We start from the raw sequence: 16,569 nt of genomic DNA on the forward strand, positions 1-16,569 counted from the left end.
CTGCTGCGCAGCCGAGCGGGAGCAAGCTCCCTCGCCACAGGGGCTCTCAGGTTTCTGCCATCGCCGCCTTGTAGATCGACTGCTTCGGCGCTGCGAACAGCCTTTCCAGCATCGGCTCGAAGAAACTCAGCGGCAGCGTGTCGTACGCGGGATCGAACGCCGCGGCGTCGTATTTTGCACAGAAATCGATCGTCGCCTGGTACTGCGGGTGCTGGCTAAACTGCTCGCGCAGGTGCCGGTCCATGCCCAGGTGATGGAAGAAGTAGTAGCCCTGGAAAATTCCGTGTTTTTCCACCATCCACAGGTTCTCGGCGCTGACGAATGGCTTGAGGATCGCCGCCGCGATGTCCGGGTGGTTGTACGAGCCCAGTGTGTCGCCAATGTCGTGGAGCAGCGCGCAGACCACGTACTCCTCGTCCCGGCCGTCGCGGTGGGCACGGGTGGCGGTTTGCAGGGAGTGGGTCAGGCGATCCACGGGGAAACCGCCGAAGTCGCCATCAAGCAATCTCAGGTGGGCGAGAATCCGGCCCGGTAACTGCCGCGCGTAAGCGCTGAAGTCGGCGGCGATGATCGCCCAGTCTTCCCGGCTGCCGTCCTGCATGTGGGTGAAGCGCGCGTGAGACGTCATCGCCAATCTCCTTAGAACGCCACCTTGCCCAGCAGCATGTCGCGGTACATGACGAAGTCGCCGAGCAGACTGTAGAGAGGATGTTGGAAGGTGGCAGGGCGGTTTTTTTCGAAGAAAAAGTGCCCGACCCAGGCGAAGCCATAGCCGGCCACCGGCAGCGCGACCCACAGCCACCAGGCGCCGATGACGAGGGCCAGGGCGAAAACCAAGATGACCAGGGAGGTGCCGGTGAAATGCAGGCGCCGGCAGGTGCTGTTGCTGTGTTCGCTGAGGTAATACGGGTAGAACTCGGCGAAGGTATTAAATCGGTTGGTGTTTTCCAAGACTGCAGGCTCTTTGGTTATTGTTCTGGCGGCCGATGCGTCGAGCCGCTTGCGTTGAGTCTAGATTGAGCACTTGCAACAGCCAGTGACAATCAGCGCCACTTTAGTATCCTTCGCAAATCCAGCCGTACCCTGCGGCTCGTCATGCAAGCAAATGTCATGAGCGAACGAACGACTTCTTCAAGCTGGGCGATGGGGATTGTCAAGGCGTTGGAAATGGACGGCCTGGACTGTCGGGCGCTGTTCAAGCAGCTGGCGCTGGATTTTGCTGCGCTGGAGGATCCTGACGCGCGCTTTACCCAAGACTCGATGACGCGCCTCTGGCAATTGGCGGTGGCGCGATCCGGCAACCCGGCCATCGGCCTGAACATGGGCAAGGTGGTACGCCCGGCATCGTTCCATGTGGTGGGTTACGCGTTGATGTCCAGTCGCACGCTGGTCGAAGGCTTCCAGCGGCTGGTGCGCTACCAGCGGATCATTGCCGAAAGCGCCGACTTGAGTTTTCGCCATCTGGACGAGGGCTATGGGCTGATTCTCACCGTGCATGGCGATCACCTTCCGCCGACCCGGCAAAGTGCCGAAGCCTCGCTGGCCTGCGCGCTGTCCTTGTGCAGCTGGTTGACCGGACGCACCTTGCATCCGGTAAAGGTACTCTTCCAGGGTTCCGAACCCGTTGACCTGGCACCTTATCAACAGGCTTTTGGCGCGCCACTGGTGTTCGATGCCCCCTACGATGCGCTGATTTTCCAGCAGGAGGACATGGAGGCGCCGCTGCCCACGGCCAACGAGGCCATGGCGCAACTCCACGATCGGTTTGCCGGCGAATACCTCGCACGCTTTTCCGGAAGCCGCGTGACCCACCAGGCGCGGCAGGTGCTCTGCCGGCTGCTGCCCCAGGGCGAGCCCAAGCGGGACGTGGTCGCGCAGACCCTGCATTTGTCGCAACGCACCTTGCAGCGGCGTTTGCAGGATGAGGGCACGAGTTTCCAAAGCTTGCTGGACGATACGCGCCGTGAGCTGGCCGAGCAGTACCTGGCGCAGCCGACCATGACGCTGCTGGAAGTGGCCTATCTGTTGGGGTTTGCCGACCCGAGCAATTTTTTCCGGGCCTTTCGTCGTTGGTTCGGCATCACGCCCGGCGAATACCGGGCGCGGGCTGTAGCGACGCCGGTCAGTGACGCCAGAACGCCGGAATACACAGCACAAACACCGTGATGATCTCCAACCGGCCAAGCAGCATGCCGCCGGAAAGAATCCACTTGGCGGCATCCGGCAGCGGGGCGAAGTTGCCGGCCGGGCCGATGGTCTCGCCAAGCCCCGGGCCGACGCCGGACACGGTACTGGCCGCGCCGGTCAGCGCCGTCATCCATTCCACGCCCAGCAGCGACAGCAGCAGCGCGATGACGCAGATGGTGATGGCGAAGAAGAACGAGAACGTCAGGATCGACCGGACGATTTCTTCGTCGAGGCGGTGCCCGTTGTATTTCTGCTTGATCACCGCGCGCGGATGGATCAGTTGGTTAAGGTTGGCCCGCAGCAGGATGTAGGCGACCTGGAAGCGGAAAATCTTGATCCCGCCGGCGGTCGAGCCCGAGCAGCCGCCAACGAAACCCAGGTAGAAGAACAGCATCAGCGAGAAATTGCCCCACAAGCTGTAGTCGCCCAAGGCAAAACCGGTGGTGGTGACGATGGACGTCACGTTCAGTGCCACGTGCCGCAGGGCATCGAGCCAATGCAGGTCGGTGGTGGCCCAATACCAGGTGCCGAGCACCAGCCAGGTCACCAGCAGCACGCCGATCAACCCCTGGACTTGCTGGTCCTTGATCAGCGCTCGACGATTGCCGCGCAGGGTCGAGACATACAGGGCAAATGGCAGGCTGCCGAGGATCATGATGACGATAGCGACCCAATGCACGGCCGGTTGCGTCCATTTGGCCAGGGACAGGTCGGAGGTGGAAAAACCGCCGGTGGAAATGGCTGACATCGAATGATTGATCGCATCGAACAGACTCATCCCGGCCCACCACAGTGCCAGCGTGCCAAGAATGGTGATGCCGACGTAGGAGGCCACGATCAGCCGCGCCACCATGTGCGAGCGCGGCATGACTTTCTCCGAGCGATCGGACGATTCGGTCTGGAACAGCCGCATGCCACCGATGCGCAACAGCGGCAGGATCGCCACCGCCATGCCGATGAAGCCGATGCCGCCGAGCCAGTGCAGCAGCGAGCGCCACATCAGGATCCCCGGCGACATCGTGTCCAGGCCGCTGAGGACGGTTGCACCGGTGGCGGTGATGCCCGACATGCTTTCGAAAAACGAATCGGTGTAGCTGATGTGCTGGGTCAGCAAGAATGGCAGCGCGGCAAAGACACACACCACCAGCCAACTGCTGACCGTCAGCAGGTACATGTCCCGAGGGCGTAGATGGATATGCTCCGGGCGTCCGGGAAGAATCAACGCGAGGCCGGCGACAAAGGTAATCATGCTCGACCAGAGGAACGATGGCAGGTCGCTGGTGCGTTCGTAGATCAGCAACGTGGCCATCGGCACGATCATGAAGATCGCCAGGGTGATCAGGAAGATGCCGATGATGAAACCAATGATCCGTAGGGTCGGCAACGCCATGAAGTCCGCTCGGGCTGATAGGGGAAAGGGCGCCATTCTACCTGTGACAAGCGGCATGTAAACCGGCGCCCGGCGCTGCTTGCAACTGAATTTGCACTAACGAACTGGCGGCACAAGCCACTAGAATAGCCGAACATTTTTCCAGGAGGTCGCCGATGCAGGCTCTCGACGCTTTGCTCAACCGTGTTTCCGTTCCGCGTCTGGTGGACCCTGCGCCCACGCCCGAACAGCGCCAGGTCATGTTCGCCGCGGCGATGCGTGCGCCGGATCACGGCCAACTGCGCCCGTGGCGTTTCCTGACCGTCGAAGGCGAGGCACGTCACCGCATGGGTGAGCTGCTGGCCGAGGCGGCACGCTTCAACGATCCGCTGGTGCCCGAAGCCGTGGTGGAAAAGGCCCTCAACGGCCCGCTGCGCGCGCCCTTGGTCGTGGTGGTGATCGCGCGATTGCAGGACCATTTCAAGATTCCCAAGCCTGAGCAATTGCTCGCAGCCGGCTGCGCGGCCCATGGGATACTGCTGGCCGCTTATGCCCAGGGGATTGGCGGGGTGTGGCGTACCGGGGAATTGGCGTATTCGCCGCACGTGGCCAGGGGCTTGGGGCTTGAAGAAGGCGAAGAAGTGATTGGTTTTCTTTACCTTGGCACGCCGCAGAAAGAGGCGCGCTTGGCGCCGAAAGAGGATGTCGGGCAGTTTGTCCGGGAGTGGACGGGCGCTTAGGAAAACCAGCCTGGCTCCGCTTTTGTGGCGAGGGAGCTTGCTCCCGCTGGGCTGCTCAGCAGCCCCAAAAGGCGCCAACGCAATCCTTCAGACGGAACGCGTTAGCCAATTTACGACGGCTGCGCCGCCGAGCGGGAGCGAGCTTCCTCGCCACAACGGCAATAGCCTGGTGAAGTTACCGGCAAACATCCGCAATCGCCAGTGCCAGCGCATCCAGGCGCGTCGCGTCGATGCCGGCGACGTTGGCCCGGCCAGTGCCTACCATGTAGATGCTATGGCGCTCGCGCAATTGCCTGACCTGTTCCGGCAAGAGCCCGGTGTAGGAAAACATCCCGCGTTGCACCCCGATATGGGCGAAGCGCTCGCGCAGACCATGGGGTTCGAGCGCTTCCAGCAATCCGCCGCGCAACTGCGCGATGCGCAGGCGCATGGCTTGGACTTCATCGGCCCACAGGCCTTTCAACTGCGGATCGCCAAGGATCGTCGCAACCACCGCCGCGCCATGGTCCGGTGGCGTCGACCACAGGTTGCGAGCGATATTCGCCAGTTGACTGCGGATGGCGGTCAGTTTTTCCCCATCGCGTGCGCAGACGATCAGCGCACCGGTGCGGTCGCGATAAAGACCGAAGTTCTTCGAGCATGAGCTGGTGATCAGTACTTCGGGCAGCGCTTCGGCAAACAACCGCACAGCCCAGGCGTCCTGCTCCAGCCCGTCGCCGAAGCCTTGGTAGGCGAAGTCGATCAGCGGCAGCAGGTTGCGGCTGCGCACCACGTCGAGCACCTGGCGCCATTGTTCGTGGGTCAGGTCGAAACCGGTGGGGTTGTGGCAACAGGCGTGCAGCAGCACCACGTCACCCTTTGGCACCTGGTTCAAGGTTGCCAGCATTGCCTCGAAATCCAGGCGGTTGTCGGCACCGACGTAGGGGTAATGGCTGGCCTTGACGCCGGCGGCGGCGAAAATCGTCTCGTGGATAGGCCAGGTCGGGTTGCTCAGCCAGACGCCACGGCCCGGCAGGCATTGGGCAATAAAGTCGGCGCTCAAGCGCAGGGCGCCGGTACCGCCTGGTGTCTGGGTGGCGCCGGCGCGTTTCTCGGCGAGCAGCGCTGAATCGACGCCGAGCACCAGTTCATTGATCAACCGGCCGAACGCGGCGTCACCATGGCCACCGATGTAGGTCTTGGTGAATTGGTGGTCCACCAATTGCTGCTCGGCCTGTTTCACCGACTGGAGAATCGGCGTCAGGCCCTGGGCATCCTTGTAGACACCCACGCCGAGGTCGAACTTGCCAGGATTGCTGTCCGCCCCGTAGGCCTCCATCAGGCCGAGGATCGGGTCGCCGGGCACACGGCCGATGGCATCGAAATGCATTACTTGCGGCCCTCGGCGGTCTTGGCGACGTCGTCGGTACGGGCGGCCATGATGAAGTCGTTGCGGTGCAGGCCCTTGATGGAGTGGCTCCACCAGGTCACGGTGACTTTGCCCCACTCGGTGAGCAGGCCGGGGTGATGCCCTTCGGCCTCGGAGATTTCACCGACCGCATTGGTGAACGCCAGGGCGTGCTTGAAATTCTTGAACAGGAAGACCTTTTCCAGCTGCATCACGCCGTCGCGCACTTCGATGTTCCAGTCGGGGATCTGCTTGATCAGGATCGGCAGTTCTTCGTCGCTGACTTGCGGGGCATCGGCGCGGCAGGCTTCGCAATGGGCTTGGTTCAGAGTGTTCATGGTGTGTTCCCGGATCGAATATTTGGTAAACGTCGATGCGTCCACGCTAAAGCAAAGCCGCGTGGCGCAACAGACTCAATTAAAAGCAAAAGTAGCGGTTCACGCCGCTTTCGGTGGAAATTTCGGCGCGTGCAGGCCCAGTTCCCGGCCGCGCCTGACCATGCCCATGATGTCCTCGTGGGCCAGGTCGAACAGGCGCTTGAGCTCGGGCAGGACGAAATACACCGGCTGCAGGATGTCGATGCGATACGGCGTGCGCATGGCCTCCAGCGGGTCGAAGGCTTGATGCTCCGGCTCGTCCGACAGGCAATAAACGGTTTCCTTGGGGGACGACAGGATGCCGCCGCCGTAGATGCGCCGACCGTGCGGGGTGTCCACTAGGCCGAACTCGATGGTCATCCAGTAGAGACGCGCCAGGTAAACGCGTTCTTCCTTGGAAGCCTGTAGGCCAAGTTTGCCGTAGGTGTGGGTAAATTCAGCGAACCATGGGTTGGTCAGCAGCGGACAGTGGCCGAAGATCTCGTGGAAAATATCCGGCTCTTGCAGGTAATCGAGTTCTTCACGGGTACGAATGAACGTCGCGACCGGAAACTGTTTGCTGGCGAGCAGTTCGAAAAACGTCTGGAACGGAATCAGCGCCGGTACCCGGGCGACTTGCCAGCCCGTGGTCGCGCCGAGCACCTTGTTGATTTCTCCCAGTTGCGGAATGCGGTCGTGGGGCAGGCCAAGCTTGTCGATGCCGTCCAGGTATTCCTGGCACGCGCGGCCTTCAATCACTTTCAGCTGGCGGGTGATCAGCGTATTCCACACCGCGTGTTCTTCGGCGGGGTAGTCGATAAAACCTTGCGCATCGGGCTCGCGGGCCACGTATTGCGTCTGCTTCATGCTGCTCTCCTGCTGTTATCCCTCAAGGGAAGACTTGTTTTTTGTTATGTCCAGCGATGCGTTAGAGATAACCCGAAGCTGCGGAGTGCACATCGGCTTGGCGACGATGGATTGAGGGAATGATGGGTTGATCTGTAAAGTTTTCGTTACGAACTGGTGGGTGCTGCGATCTTTACGGGGTTTTCAGGTGGGAAACGGCCTACATCTGTCACATAATCTTGACGACTATTTGCGCTGTTGCGCCGAAAAAACCTGTGGCGGGGGGGGGGGGGGCGCTGGAGCGTGAAGCGGCCCCTGTTTTGGGTCTGCTGCGCAGCCCAGCGGGAGCAAGCTCCCTCGCCACAGAAGGGCTGGAATGGCGCGCTTTTCTATCTCATATGCACCTGGGGCCTTTTATGCGCATCAAAGTCCATTGCCAGAATCGCATCGGCATCCTGCGGGACATCCTCAACCTGTTGGTGGAATACGGCATTAACGTCGCCCGTGGCGAAGTGGGGGGCGAGCACGGCAATGCGATTTATCTGCACTGTCCGAACCTGATCAATATCCAGTTCCAGGCGTTGCGTCCGAAGTTCGAAGGTATCGCCGGGGTATTCGGCGTCAAGCGGGTAGGGCTGATGCCCAGCGAGCGTCGGCACATGGAGCTCAACGCCCTGCTCGGCGCCCTTGAGTTTCCGGTGCTGTCCATCGACATGGGCGGCTCCATCGTTGCGGCCAACCGGGCGGCGGCGCAGTTGCTCGGGGTGCGGGTCGACGAAGTGCCGGGCATCCCGCTGTCCCGCTACGCCGAGGATTTCGACTTGCCGGAGCTGGTGCGCGCCAACCAGTCGCGTATCAACGGACTGCGCGTCAAGGTCAGGGGCGATGTGTTCCTGGCGGACATCGCCCCGCTGCAGTCGGAGCACGACGACAGCGAGGCCATGGCCGGCGCGGTGTTGACCCTGCACCGCGCTGACCGGGTCGGCGAGCGTATCTACAATGTGCGCAAGCAGGAGCTGCGCGGCTTCGACAGCATTTTCCAGAGTTCGAAAGTGATGGCGGCAGTGGTTCGCGAGGCGCGGCGCATGGCCCCGCTGGACGCGCCGCTGCTGATAGAAGGCGAAACCGGCACCGGCAAGGAACTGCTGGCCCGCGCCTGTCACCTGGCCAGTCCGCGCGGGCAGTCGCCGCTGATGGCGCTCAACTGTGCCGGGCTGCCGGAGTCAATGGCCGAGACCGAGTTGTTCGGCTACGGCCCCGGTGCCTTTGAAGGCGCCCGGGCCGAAGGCAAGCTCGGCCTGTTGGAGTTGACCGCGGGCGGCACGCTGTTCCTCGACGGCGTTGGGGAAATGAGCCCGCGCCTGCAAGTGAAGCTGCTGCGCTTCTTGCAGGACGGCTGCTTTCGTCGCGTCGGCAGTGACGAAGAGGTCTACCTGGATGTCCGGGTGATCTGCGCCACCCAGGTGGACTTGTCCGAACTCTGCGCCCGAGGCGAATTCCGTCAGGATCTGTACCACCGCTTGAACGTGCTTTCGTTGCACATCCCACCGCTGCGCGAATGCCTCGATGGGCTGGAACCATTGGTGGAACATTTTCTTGACCAGGCCAGTCGCCAGATTGGCTGTCCGCTGCCAAGGCTCGCCCCGGCGGCGATGGAACGCCTCAGCCACTACCATTGGCCGGGCAACGTCCGGCAGTTGGAAAACGTGCTGTTCCAGGCGGTTTCCCTGTGCGACGGCGGAAAGGTCAAGGCCGAGCACATCCGCCTGCCGGACTACGGCGTGCGCCAACCGCTTGGCGATTTTTCCCTGGAGGGCGGGCTGGACGAGATCGTCGGGCGTTTCGAGAAAGCGGTGCTGGAGCGCTTGTACTCCGAACACCCGAGCAGTCGCCAGCTGGGCAAGCGGCTGGGGGTTTCCCATACGACCATTGCCAATAAGTTGCGTGAGTATGAAGTGGGTAGAACCGAGCCCTAGCGAGCAGCAACGGCGGGCTGCTCACGCTCGCTGACCAGCTGGTATGAGATTTGCTGTATCCCGTCCTGTCCCCCGCTCATCCATGTTCGGTGGCGATTTTTTGACAGGGCCGAGCCCCCGGTTTCCGCTGCGTACGTGAGGTTCAGGATGCATAAGAAAATAGCTGTGGTGCAGTCGAATTACATTCCCTGGAAGGGCTATTTCGACATGATCCGCAGCGTCGATGCGTTCATCCTTTATGACGACGTCCAGTACACCCGCAACGACTGGCGCAACCGCAACAAGATCAAGACTGCCCAAGGCGAACACTGGCTGAGCATCCCGGTCACGACGAAGGGCCGTCTCGGCCAGTTGATCAATGAAGCCCAGGTCAGCAGTCCGGACTGGGCCGCCGCGCACTGGAAGACTATCGAACAGAGCTACCGGCGCGCGGCGTGTTTCGCTCAGATGGAGGGGCCGATTCGCGCGCTCTACGAGCAGGCTGCCGACTTTACCCACCTGACCCGCATCAATCAGCTTTTCATCGCCGGCTTGTGTCCCCTGTTGGGCATTCACACGCCGCTTTACCGTTCCGAGGACCTGGGTGGCGTGGCGGGCAAGAATGAGCGCCTGATTCACCTGTGCCAGACCCTCGGCGCCAGCGAGTACCTCTCGGGACCCGCAGCCAGTCATTACCTCGACGAAGCGGCCTTTGCCGCCAGCGGTGTCGAGATTTCATATATGACCTATACCGGCTATCCCGAATATCCGCAGGTATACGGCGACTTCCAGCATGCAGTCAGTGTCATTGACCTGTTGTTCAACACCGGCGCGGATGCCTCGGCTTTTCTGGAGAAAGGGGCTGCCTGACGGTGCCTTTGCCAGTGACACCCTTTTGATTTGATTGTGGAGATTGCACCCGATGTCGAACCTCGCGCAGCTGGACGCTTATTCGCTCGAACAGGCGTTGGCGCGTCTGCGACTGATGTATGCCAAGCCCGAGCATCCTTATTATTTCCTGGCGCCTGCCTACCGGGACTCATCGTCGGGCGTCGTCTCGCTGCACTACCTCTGCCATATGCTTAATCTCAGTGGCCGCGAGGCCTACATCTGCGGCACTGAAGTGGTCAATCCAGACCTCAAGACCCCGGTAATCACTTCTGCGATCAAACAGCGCCATATCGCAGCGGGCAAGGTGCCGATCGCGGTCTATCCCGAAGTGTTCCCGGGCAATCCGCTCAACTGTTCGGTGGTCGCGCGTTTCCTGCTGAATTTCGAGGGGTTCCTCACGGGAAAAGGCATGGACGCCGCGCCCAACGATTTGTTTTTCTATTACGCAGCCAGGCTCGCCGAACATCGTGGCGACCCTGATGGCGACCTGTTGTGCCTGCCCGCGATCGATATCGAAATGTTCTCGTCTGTCGGCGCTGGAGCCGAGCGCAAGGGCAGCTACCTTTACCAGAACCGCCATCCGCTGGATCAGATCGATTACTCCCTGCTGCCAGCGGATATCCGCCTGCTGAGCATGGCCAATCCTTTGTCCCTGCCCGAGCTGGCCAAGGTTCTGCGCAGCGCCGAGGTGATGTACAGCTACGAGTGGTCGATGACGTGCGTGATGGCCGTGCTCTGCGGTTGCCCGGTGATTTTTATCCCAGGGCACGGTGTCGACCAACCACTGCTCGACAACAGTTTCTTCGGCAGTGTCGGCTTTGCCATGCTCGATCAGCCGGACGCCCTGGAACACGCCCGGGCAGGCCTCGGTGAGGCGTTGCACCGCTACGTTGAACGCACCGCCTCTTTCTGGCAGCAGTTGGACGTGTTTATTACGAAAACCCAGGCAACCGCTGCCCGAGAGGCGGTCGGCAATCGTCTGGGCGCGCTTGACTGGTTGCGCCAACGCTACCCGACGGCGCAGCAATTGCGCCTGGTCAATGAACGCTTGGCAAACGCGGCGGCGCCTGACTTCACGGTGCTGGTTCGCGATAACGGCAATCAGTTGGCGCTGGCTCACACCCTCGACAGCCTGGATCGCCAGTTGTACCAGCGCATCCACGTGTGCGTGGCGGGGGATATTGATCCGGGGCGTGCCAACGTCCAGTGGCTGGCCTGTGATCCGCGGCAACCGGCGGCTGCCATCAACGAGTTGCTCGAAGGCACCCAGACCGACTGGTGCTTGCTGGTCGAGGCGGGCGAGGAGTTTACTGCTGCCGGTTTGCTGGTGACGGCTCAGAATCTGCTGGATGCGCCTGACAGTTGCCTGGCGGTGTACGCCGACGAGGCGCTGCGTATAGGCGGCGTGGTCGACCTGTCGTTGCGGCCTGACCTTAACCTCGACCTGCTCCTGGCGTTTCCGGCCGGGCTTTGCCGGCACTGGATGTTCCGTCGTGAGGCGCTGGTGCGCTTGAGCGGTTTTGACCCTGCCTGCGGTGAAGCCTTTGAATTGGCCTACCAATTGCGCCTGATCAGCGAGCAAGGGCTGGGCAGCATTGGCCACGTCAGCGAACCCCTGTTGATCGCCAACGAGGTGCGCCAGGCGGAATGCGCCGATGAGCGCGCGGTCATTGACGCGCACCTCAAGGCGCGTGGCTACGCTCAGGCGCGAGCAATTGCGCTGGGCAATGCGCCGGGTCGCTATCGTATTGATTACGGCCATGAGCGGCAGGCTTCGGTCAGCATCCTGATCTACCTGGAGGGCCAGTTAGGGAATTTCCAGCGCTGCCTGGAAAGCCTGTTGACGCAGGCCGATGCGGTGGATTTCGAGGTCCTGCTGATTGAGCCGGGCAACGACGATCCCGCCTTGCTGGAGTGGCTGGGCCTGGTCGAGCAAATGGGCGCAGGCCGTTTCCAGGCGTTGCGTTTCATGCCGGGGCAGTCCCGTGCGGCGATGTGCAACGCGGCGGCCCAAGAGGCCCGCGGCGAGTACCTGCTCTGGCTCGATGCACAAAGCGCTGTGCTTGAGCCGGGTTGGTTGCCGGCGTTGCTCAATCAAGCTCAGCGTCCGGAAGTCGGCGCGGTGGGCGGCACGTTGCAGGATAGCCAGGGGCGTATACGCCAGGCAGGTCTTGTGTTGGGGCTGGGTGGCATTGTCGGTCGGGCTTTTGCAGGCTTGTCAGCCCAGGCCGAAGGTTACATGGGCCGTCTCGGACTTGAGCAGAACTGCTCGGCGATAGGCGGCGAATGCCTGATGCTGCGGCGAGCGCTGTTTCTTCAGGCCGGTGGTTTCGATACCGATCCACTGCTGGCGCCATGGACCAATATGGACCTGTGCCTGAAGTTGCAGCAGGCCGGTTACCTGAACGTCTGGACGCCTTACGCACGACTGCTGATCGACGCTTTGCCAGACACCACCCGTGCCAACAGCGAGCAGGAAGAGGCGTTGTTCGCCCGCTGGCTGCCGCAGCTGGCCCGCGACCCCGTCTACAACGCCAATTTTTCATTGCGCGCGGGCGAAGGTTTTGTCCGCGAGAACAAGGACCTTTGCTGGTATCCGCTGCAAGGTAGCGTGCCGAGGGTGCTGGTGTGTGTGACTGACCAGCAGGTGGGGGCCTATTCACGACTGGTCCAGCCATTCAGCACATTGGTTGAAGCGGGGCAGGTTGAAGGCGCGGCTGTTTCGAGTCTGCTGTCACCGGTGGAAATCGAGCGTCTGGCTCCGACCACCGTGGTCTTGCAGCGTCCGCTGGATGATGCCGGGCTGCTGGCCCTGAGCCGTCTGAGAGCGTTTTCCAAGGCATTCACCGTCTACGACCTGGACGGTTACCTGCCGCAGATGGCATTGAAGGGTGATTACTCCGCCGATGAGCTGCTGGAGCGCCTGCGGTTTGGAATGATGCAGGCTGATCGGGTACTGGTACCCACGCCTGAGCTGGCCGAACTGCTGCAAGGCCAGCATGACGACATCCGCGTGCTGGAAACCCTGTTGCCGGCCGCCTGGGGGCGCGTACAAAGCAAACGACGCATGGGTGCCAAGCCGCGCCTGGGCTGGCTGGGTGGCAAGGATGCGGAGTTGCTGGCCGACGTGCTACCTGCGTTCGCTGGCGAAGTGGATTTCGTGGTGTTGGGTGACTGCCCCGCGGCACTGCAACCGTTCCTGAAGGAGCTGCACCCAGCTGTCGCGCAGCAGCAGTTGGCGGCGGCCATGGCAGCCTTGAATCTTGATCTTGCATTGGTACCCATGGCGCAAAACCTGGGCAATGCCTGCTCGGGCGACCTGCGTGTCCTCCAGCATGCCGCTTGCGGGCATCCGGTCATTTGCAGCCGGGTGCCGGGTTTTGTCGGTGGTGAGGTGTTGCCGCTGTCCCGGGTGAGTAACGAGGCGCAAGAGTGGATCCGGGCCATTCGCTTGCATCTGGAAGACCGCGAGGCTTCCGCGACGCTGGGAGATGCCTTGCAGTCAAGCGTGCGTGCGCAGTGGCTGCTCGAAGGCGAGCGTCTGGATACCTGGCGGCGGGCGTGGTTGGCCGATTGATCTCTATTAATTATGACCTTGGTCACTCAGCGGAGAGCATGTGACATGAGCAACGATCTCGATACCTTCATCGCAGCCTACAGCGACAGCTTTGGCTACGCGTACGACAACAACATCATTCTCAATTGGTATCCCCAGCGCATCATGGCGCTGTGTACCCAGGCGCAAAGCCTGCTGGAGCTCGGTGTCGGCCATGGTTTCAGCACCCACCGCTTTTCGCAGTTCTTCAGTGAGCACACGGTCATCGATGGTTCTGCCTCGGTCATCGCCCAGTTCAAGAGCCAATACCCGGACAATGCGGCCGAGGTCGTTGAAAGTTATTTCGAGACGTTCGACACCGACAAGCGTTTCGACCTGATCGTGATGGGTTTTATCCTTGAACATGTCGATGATCCACAGACTGTACTGCAACGGTTCAAGCGTTTTCTTGCCCCCGGCGGTCGATGCTTCGTGCTGGTTCCCAACGGCGAGTCCCTGCATCGGCGATTCGGTCATGCTGCCGGGCTGCTTGGGGACATGACGGCCCTGGGCGGTGGTGATCTTGAGTTGGGTCATGTGCGCAGCTACTCACTACAGACCCTGACCGCGGAACTTGAAGCCGCCGGGCTCCAGGTGGTGCGCAAGGAAGGCGTATTTCTCAAACCCTTCACCACCGGGCAATTGAAAGAGCTGAACTTGAGTCCGGACATCATCCAGGCCATGTGCACCGTGGGCATCGATTATCCAGAGCTGTGTTGTGCAATGATGCTGGAAGCGACAGTCGCGCCATCATGAAAAGCCTGGTCATAGGGAGTACTTCGGTCATTGGCAAGGCAATCGCTCAGGCGTTGTCGCGCCATGGCCCAGTCAAATTGGCGGGGCGCCGAGACGCCGATATTGCCTTTGACTTGAATAGCCAGCAGCCCTGCGCCTGCGACGAGCGCTTCGACGTGGTTGTGCTGGCAGCGGCTGATTTCGGCGGCAGCGAGCCAGATGATCTGATTCGCGCCGAACGGGTCAACAGTGCCGGTGCATTGGCTGCCTGTCGTCTGGCCGAACAGTGTGGGGCGCATCATTTCATTCTGCTGTCGTCGCGTTGGGCCAGCCATCAGCCGACGGACCCCTATTTTGGCATCTATTCGCTTTCCAAACGCCATGCTGAAGAAGTGACGAGCCTGTATTGCCAGGAAAGGGGCATGGCGTTGACCATCCTGCGCATCAGCCAGGTCTACGACAGCGGCGAGCAGTGCCGGCCGCACCAGCCGTTGTTATACGCTATCGCCGACAAGGCTCAGGCGGGGCAAACCGTCCAGTTGTATGGGAAGAACGACGCCAGGCGCAACTACCTGCATCTGAGTGACCTCGCCGAGGTCTGCGGGCGGGTGGCGGAGAAAGGCATTGCTGGCCTGTACAACTGCGGCCATCCCGAATCTCCGCGTCTCTCCGAGATCGCCCAGGCCGCATTCGAGGCGTTTGGCAAGCCGATAGATGTGCGCTTTCTGCCTGAAAAAAGCGATATTCCCGATCTGCCTCCCTTCGACTGTGGGGATGAGCTCTACGAGCAAATAGGCTTTATTCCGCGAATAGACATTCGCGGTGGCTTTGAACTGATGAAAGTGCAGCGGGAGAGTCTGTCATGAAGACCGTCATGGTGACGGGCGTAGGCGCCATCATGGGCTACGGGTTGCTCAAGTCGCTGCGTGCGGCGGACCCTTCCGTGCGCCTGGTCGGCACCGATATCTACGACGACGCGGTTGGTCGCGGCTGGAGCGATGTGTTCGTGCAGGCCCCGTTGACCTGCGCACCGGAGTACGGCCAATGGCTGGGCGAGACACTGGCCGGGCACCAGGTGGATCTGCTGATCCCGGGGATCGAACAGGACATCCACTGGCTCTCGGACAACCGAGCGTTGCTGGCCACATTCGACTGCCAGGTCGTGCTCAACAACCAGAACCTGATCGAGCTTTCCAGGGACAAGTGGGCCATGGACCAGGCGCTGCGGGAGCTTGGGGATGTCAGCCGTATTCCGAGCCTGCTGTCGGGGGATTTTCACTCGCTCAAGGCGGCCCTGGGGCTGCCGTTCCTGCTCAAGCCGCGCCGGAGCTACGCTTCCAAAGGGCTGGTCTGGGTTCACCAGGAGCGCGATTTCACGCCTCACGCGGCACTGCTCGGCGACCACCTGATGGCGCAGCCGATCATTGGCAGCGCGGCTGACGAATTCACCGTGGCGGCGTTTGGCGACGGCCGGGGCGATGCCGGTCCGATCATCGCGTTCCAGCGCAGACTGGCGTCGGACGGGTCCACCGCCAAGGCTTGGGTGTATCAGGATGACTCGCTGGATCAGACGGTGACCAGGTTGTGCCGCGCGTTCAAGCCGGTGGGGCCGACCAACCTGCAGTTCCGGCGTGGCAGCGACGGCTCATGGAGTCTGCTGGAGATCAATCCGCGAATATCCTCGACCAGTTCGATACGTCGCGCATTCGGCTACAACGAGGCAGCGATGTGCCTGGATTATTACCTCGAGGGCAAGACGCCCAGCCAGCCAGCCATCCGTAATGGCTTTGCCGTTCGTTATATAGAGGATTTCGTTGTCTATGATCGGGATCATTTCTGACGTCCACGGCAATTACAGTGCCCTGCGGACGGTGCTTGCCAGGCTGGATGAGCTGGGTGTGTCGCAAATTATCTGTCTGGGCGACACGGCTGGTTATTACAGCCAGGTCAACGAGTGTTGCGAGGCCTTGCGCGAGCGGAATATTTTCTCCGTGATGGGCAATCATGACTGGTACCTGGCCAGGAACGAGCGATGCCCTCGCTCCAACAGCGCCAATGCTTGCCTGGACTACCAGCGGGGCGTCATCACTTCACAGAACCTGGCCTGGCTGGGATCGCTCCCGGAGCGCTCGACGCAGCACGAGTTGAGCATCGTCCACGGCGGATGGAACGATCCGCTGGACGAATACGTGCGGCCTTCAGACGCGTATTTCGGCCCCTTGCCCGGACGGTATTTCGCCTCCGGCCATACCCATGTCCAGTATTTGTGGAGTGGGGAGGGCAAGGTCTATTGCAACCCCGGTTCGGTTGGCCAACCCCGTGACGGCGACCCCCGTGCGGGTTTCGCGGTCTGGGACGGTGAAGCGTTCAACCTGCATCGGGTTGACTACGATATCGGTGAAACCCAACAGGCCATGAACAGGGCCGGGTTCACGCCATACTTCTACGAAAATCTTGAAACAGGCAGTCAGATAGGCGGGCGGATCAGTGCGGTTTGAGATTTTCTGC

The 16,569-nt window shown here is 61.4% G+C and carries 15 protein-coding genes; 9 read left to right on the forward strand and 6 right to left on the reverse strand.

Annotated features, from left to right (window positions below):
* Positions 1-46 precede the first annotated feature (46 nt).
* On the reverse strand, positions 47-628 hold the full coding sequence (locus tag ACE04F_RS21375; protein WP_486109801.1) for an HD domain-containing protein: 582 nt from the start codon (positions 626-628) through the stop codon (positions 47-49).
* An 11-nt stretch (positions 629-639) separates the two neighbouring features.
* Positions 640-951, reverse strand: a complete 312-nt coding sequence (locus tag ACE04F_RS21380) for an Mpo1-like protein (RefSeq protein ID WP_486109803.1) — start codon at positions 949-951, stop codon at positions 640-642.
* Positions 952-1,110: 159 nt separating this feature from the next.
* Between ACE04F_RS21380 and ACE04F_RS21385 the strand changes: the two genes are divergently transcribed.
* On the forward strand, positions 1,111-2,166 hold the full coding sequence (locus tag ACE04F_RS21385; RefSeq protein WP_486109804.1) for an AraC family transcriptional regulator: 1,056 nt from the start codon (positions 1,111-1,113) through the stop codon (positions 2,164-2,166).
* Here the strand turns inward: ACE04F_RS21385 and ACE04F_RS21390 are convergent.
* Entirely contained in the window at positions 2,123-3,577 is a 1,455-nt protein-coding gene (locus tag ACE04F_RS21390; protein WP_434601487.1) for a TrkH family potassium uptake protein, read from the reverse strand. The genes ACE04F_RS21385 and ACE04F_RS21390 overlap by 44 nt on opposite strands.
* Positions 3,578-3,732: 155 nt before the next feature.
* On the opposite strand from ACE04F_RS21390, the gene ACE04F_RS21395 reads away from it, so the two are divergent.
* Complete coding sequence (locus ACE04F_RS21395) at positions 3,733-4,296, forward strand: NAD(P)H nitroreductase (RefSeq protein WP_486109807.1); 564 nt, start codon at positions 3,733-3,735, stop codon at positions 4,294-4,296.
* Between the two features lie 175 nt (positions 4,297-4,471).
* On the opposite strand, the gene ACE04F_RS21400 is transcribed toward ACE04F_RS21395, so the two are convergent.
* The 3 genes from ACE04F_RS21400 to phhA form a co-directional block, all read right to left on the reverse strand.
* Positions 4,472-5,665 carry an amino acid aminotransferase gene (locus tag ACE04F_RS21400; protein ID WP_486109809.1) on the reverse strand — a complete coding sequence of 398 codons (1,194 nt, stop codon included), beginning with the start codon at positions 5,663-5,665 and terminating at the stop codon, positions 4,472-4,474.
* Positions 5,665-6,021 (reverse strand): 4a-hydroxytetrahydrobiopterin dehydratase, encoded by a 357-nt coding sequence (locus ACE04F_RS21405; RefSeq protein WP_055101412.1) that lies wholly within the window; start codon positions 6,019-6,021, stop codon positions 5,665-5,667. The genes ACE04F_RS21400 and ACE04F_RS21405 overlap by 1 nt, the downstream gene beginning before the upstream one ends.
* A 99-nt stretch (positions 6,022-6,120) precedes the next feature.
* Positions 6,121-6,906, reverse strand: coding sequence for a phenylalanine 4-monooxygenase (phhA, locus tag ACE04F_RS21410; protein WP_305499558.1), 786 nt, complete (start codon positions 6,904-6,906; stop codon positions 6,121-6,123).
* A 395-nt stretch (positions 6,907-7,301) separates the two neighbouring features.
* Here phhA and ACE04F_RS21415 point away from each other — a divergent pair, with 395 nt between their 5' ends.
* From ACE04F_RS21415 to ACE04F_RS21445, 7 genes are all read left to right on the forward strand, one after another.
* A complete protein-coding gene (locus ACE04F_RS21415; RefSeq protein ID WP_486109811.1) occupies positions 7,302-8,861 on the forward strand; it encodes a sigma-54-dependent transcriptional regulator in 1,560 nt (519 codons plus the stop codon).
* Between the two features lie 147 nt (positions 8,862-9,008).
* Complete coding sequence (locus ACE04F_RS21420; RefSeq protein ID WP_486109813.1) at positions 9,009-9,710, forward strand: WbqC family protein; 702 nt, start codon at positions 9,009-9,011, stop codon at positions 9,708-9,710.
* Positions 9,711-9,762: 52 nt separating this feature from the next.
* Complete coding sequence (locus ACE04F_RS21425; RefSeq protein WP_486109815.1) at positions 9,763-13,308, forward strand: glycosyltransferase family 2 protein; 3,546 nt, start codon at positions 9,763-9,765, stop codon at positions 13,306-13,308.
* Positions 13,309-13,353: 45 nt separating this feature from the next.
* Positions 13,354-14,082 carry a class I SAM-dependent methyltransferase gene (locus ACE04F_RS21430; RefSeq protein WP_486109817.1) on the forward strand — a complete coding sequence of 243 codons (729 nt, stop codon included), beginning with the start codon at positions 13,354-13,356 and terminating at the stop codon, positions 14,080-14,082.
* Complete coding sequence (locus tag ACE04F_RS21435; protein WP_486109819.1) at positions 14,079-14,927, forward strand: NAD-dependent epimerase/dehydratase family protein; 849 nt, start codon at positions 14,079-14,081, stop codon at positions 14,925-14,927. The genes ACE04F_RS21430 and ACE04F_RS21435 overlap by 4 nt, the downstream gene beginning before the upstream one ends.
* Positions 14,924-15,901 carry an ATP-grasp domain-containing protein gene (locus ACE04F_RS21440; protein ID WP_486109821.1) on the forward strand — a complete coding sequence of 326 codons (978 nt, stop codon included), beginning with the start codon at positions 14,924-14,926 and terminating at the stop codon, positions 15,899-15,901. Before ACE04F_RS21435 ends, ACE04F_RS21440 begins: the two co-directional genes overlap by 4 nt.
* Positions 15,882-16,559, forward strand: coding sequence for a metallophosphoesterase family protein (locus tag ACE04F_RS21445; RefSeq protein WP_486109823.1), 678 nt, complete (start codon positions 15,882-15,884; stop codon positions 16,557-16,559). Before ACE04F_RS21440 ends, ACE04F_RS21445 begins: the two co-directional genes overlap by 20 nt.
* Positions 16,560-16,569: the final 10 nt, after the last annotated feature.

The organism is Pseudomonas sp. AGC41 (assembly GCF_057334555.1).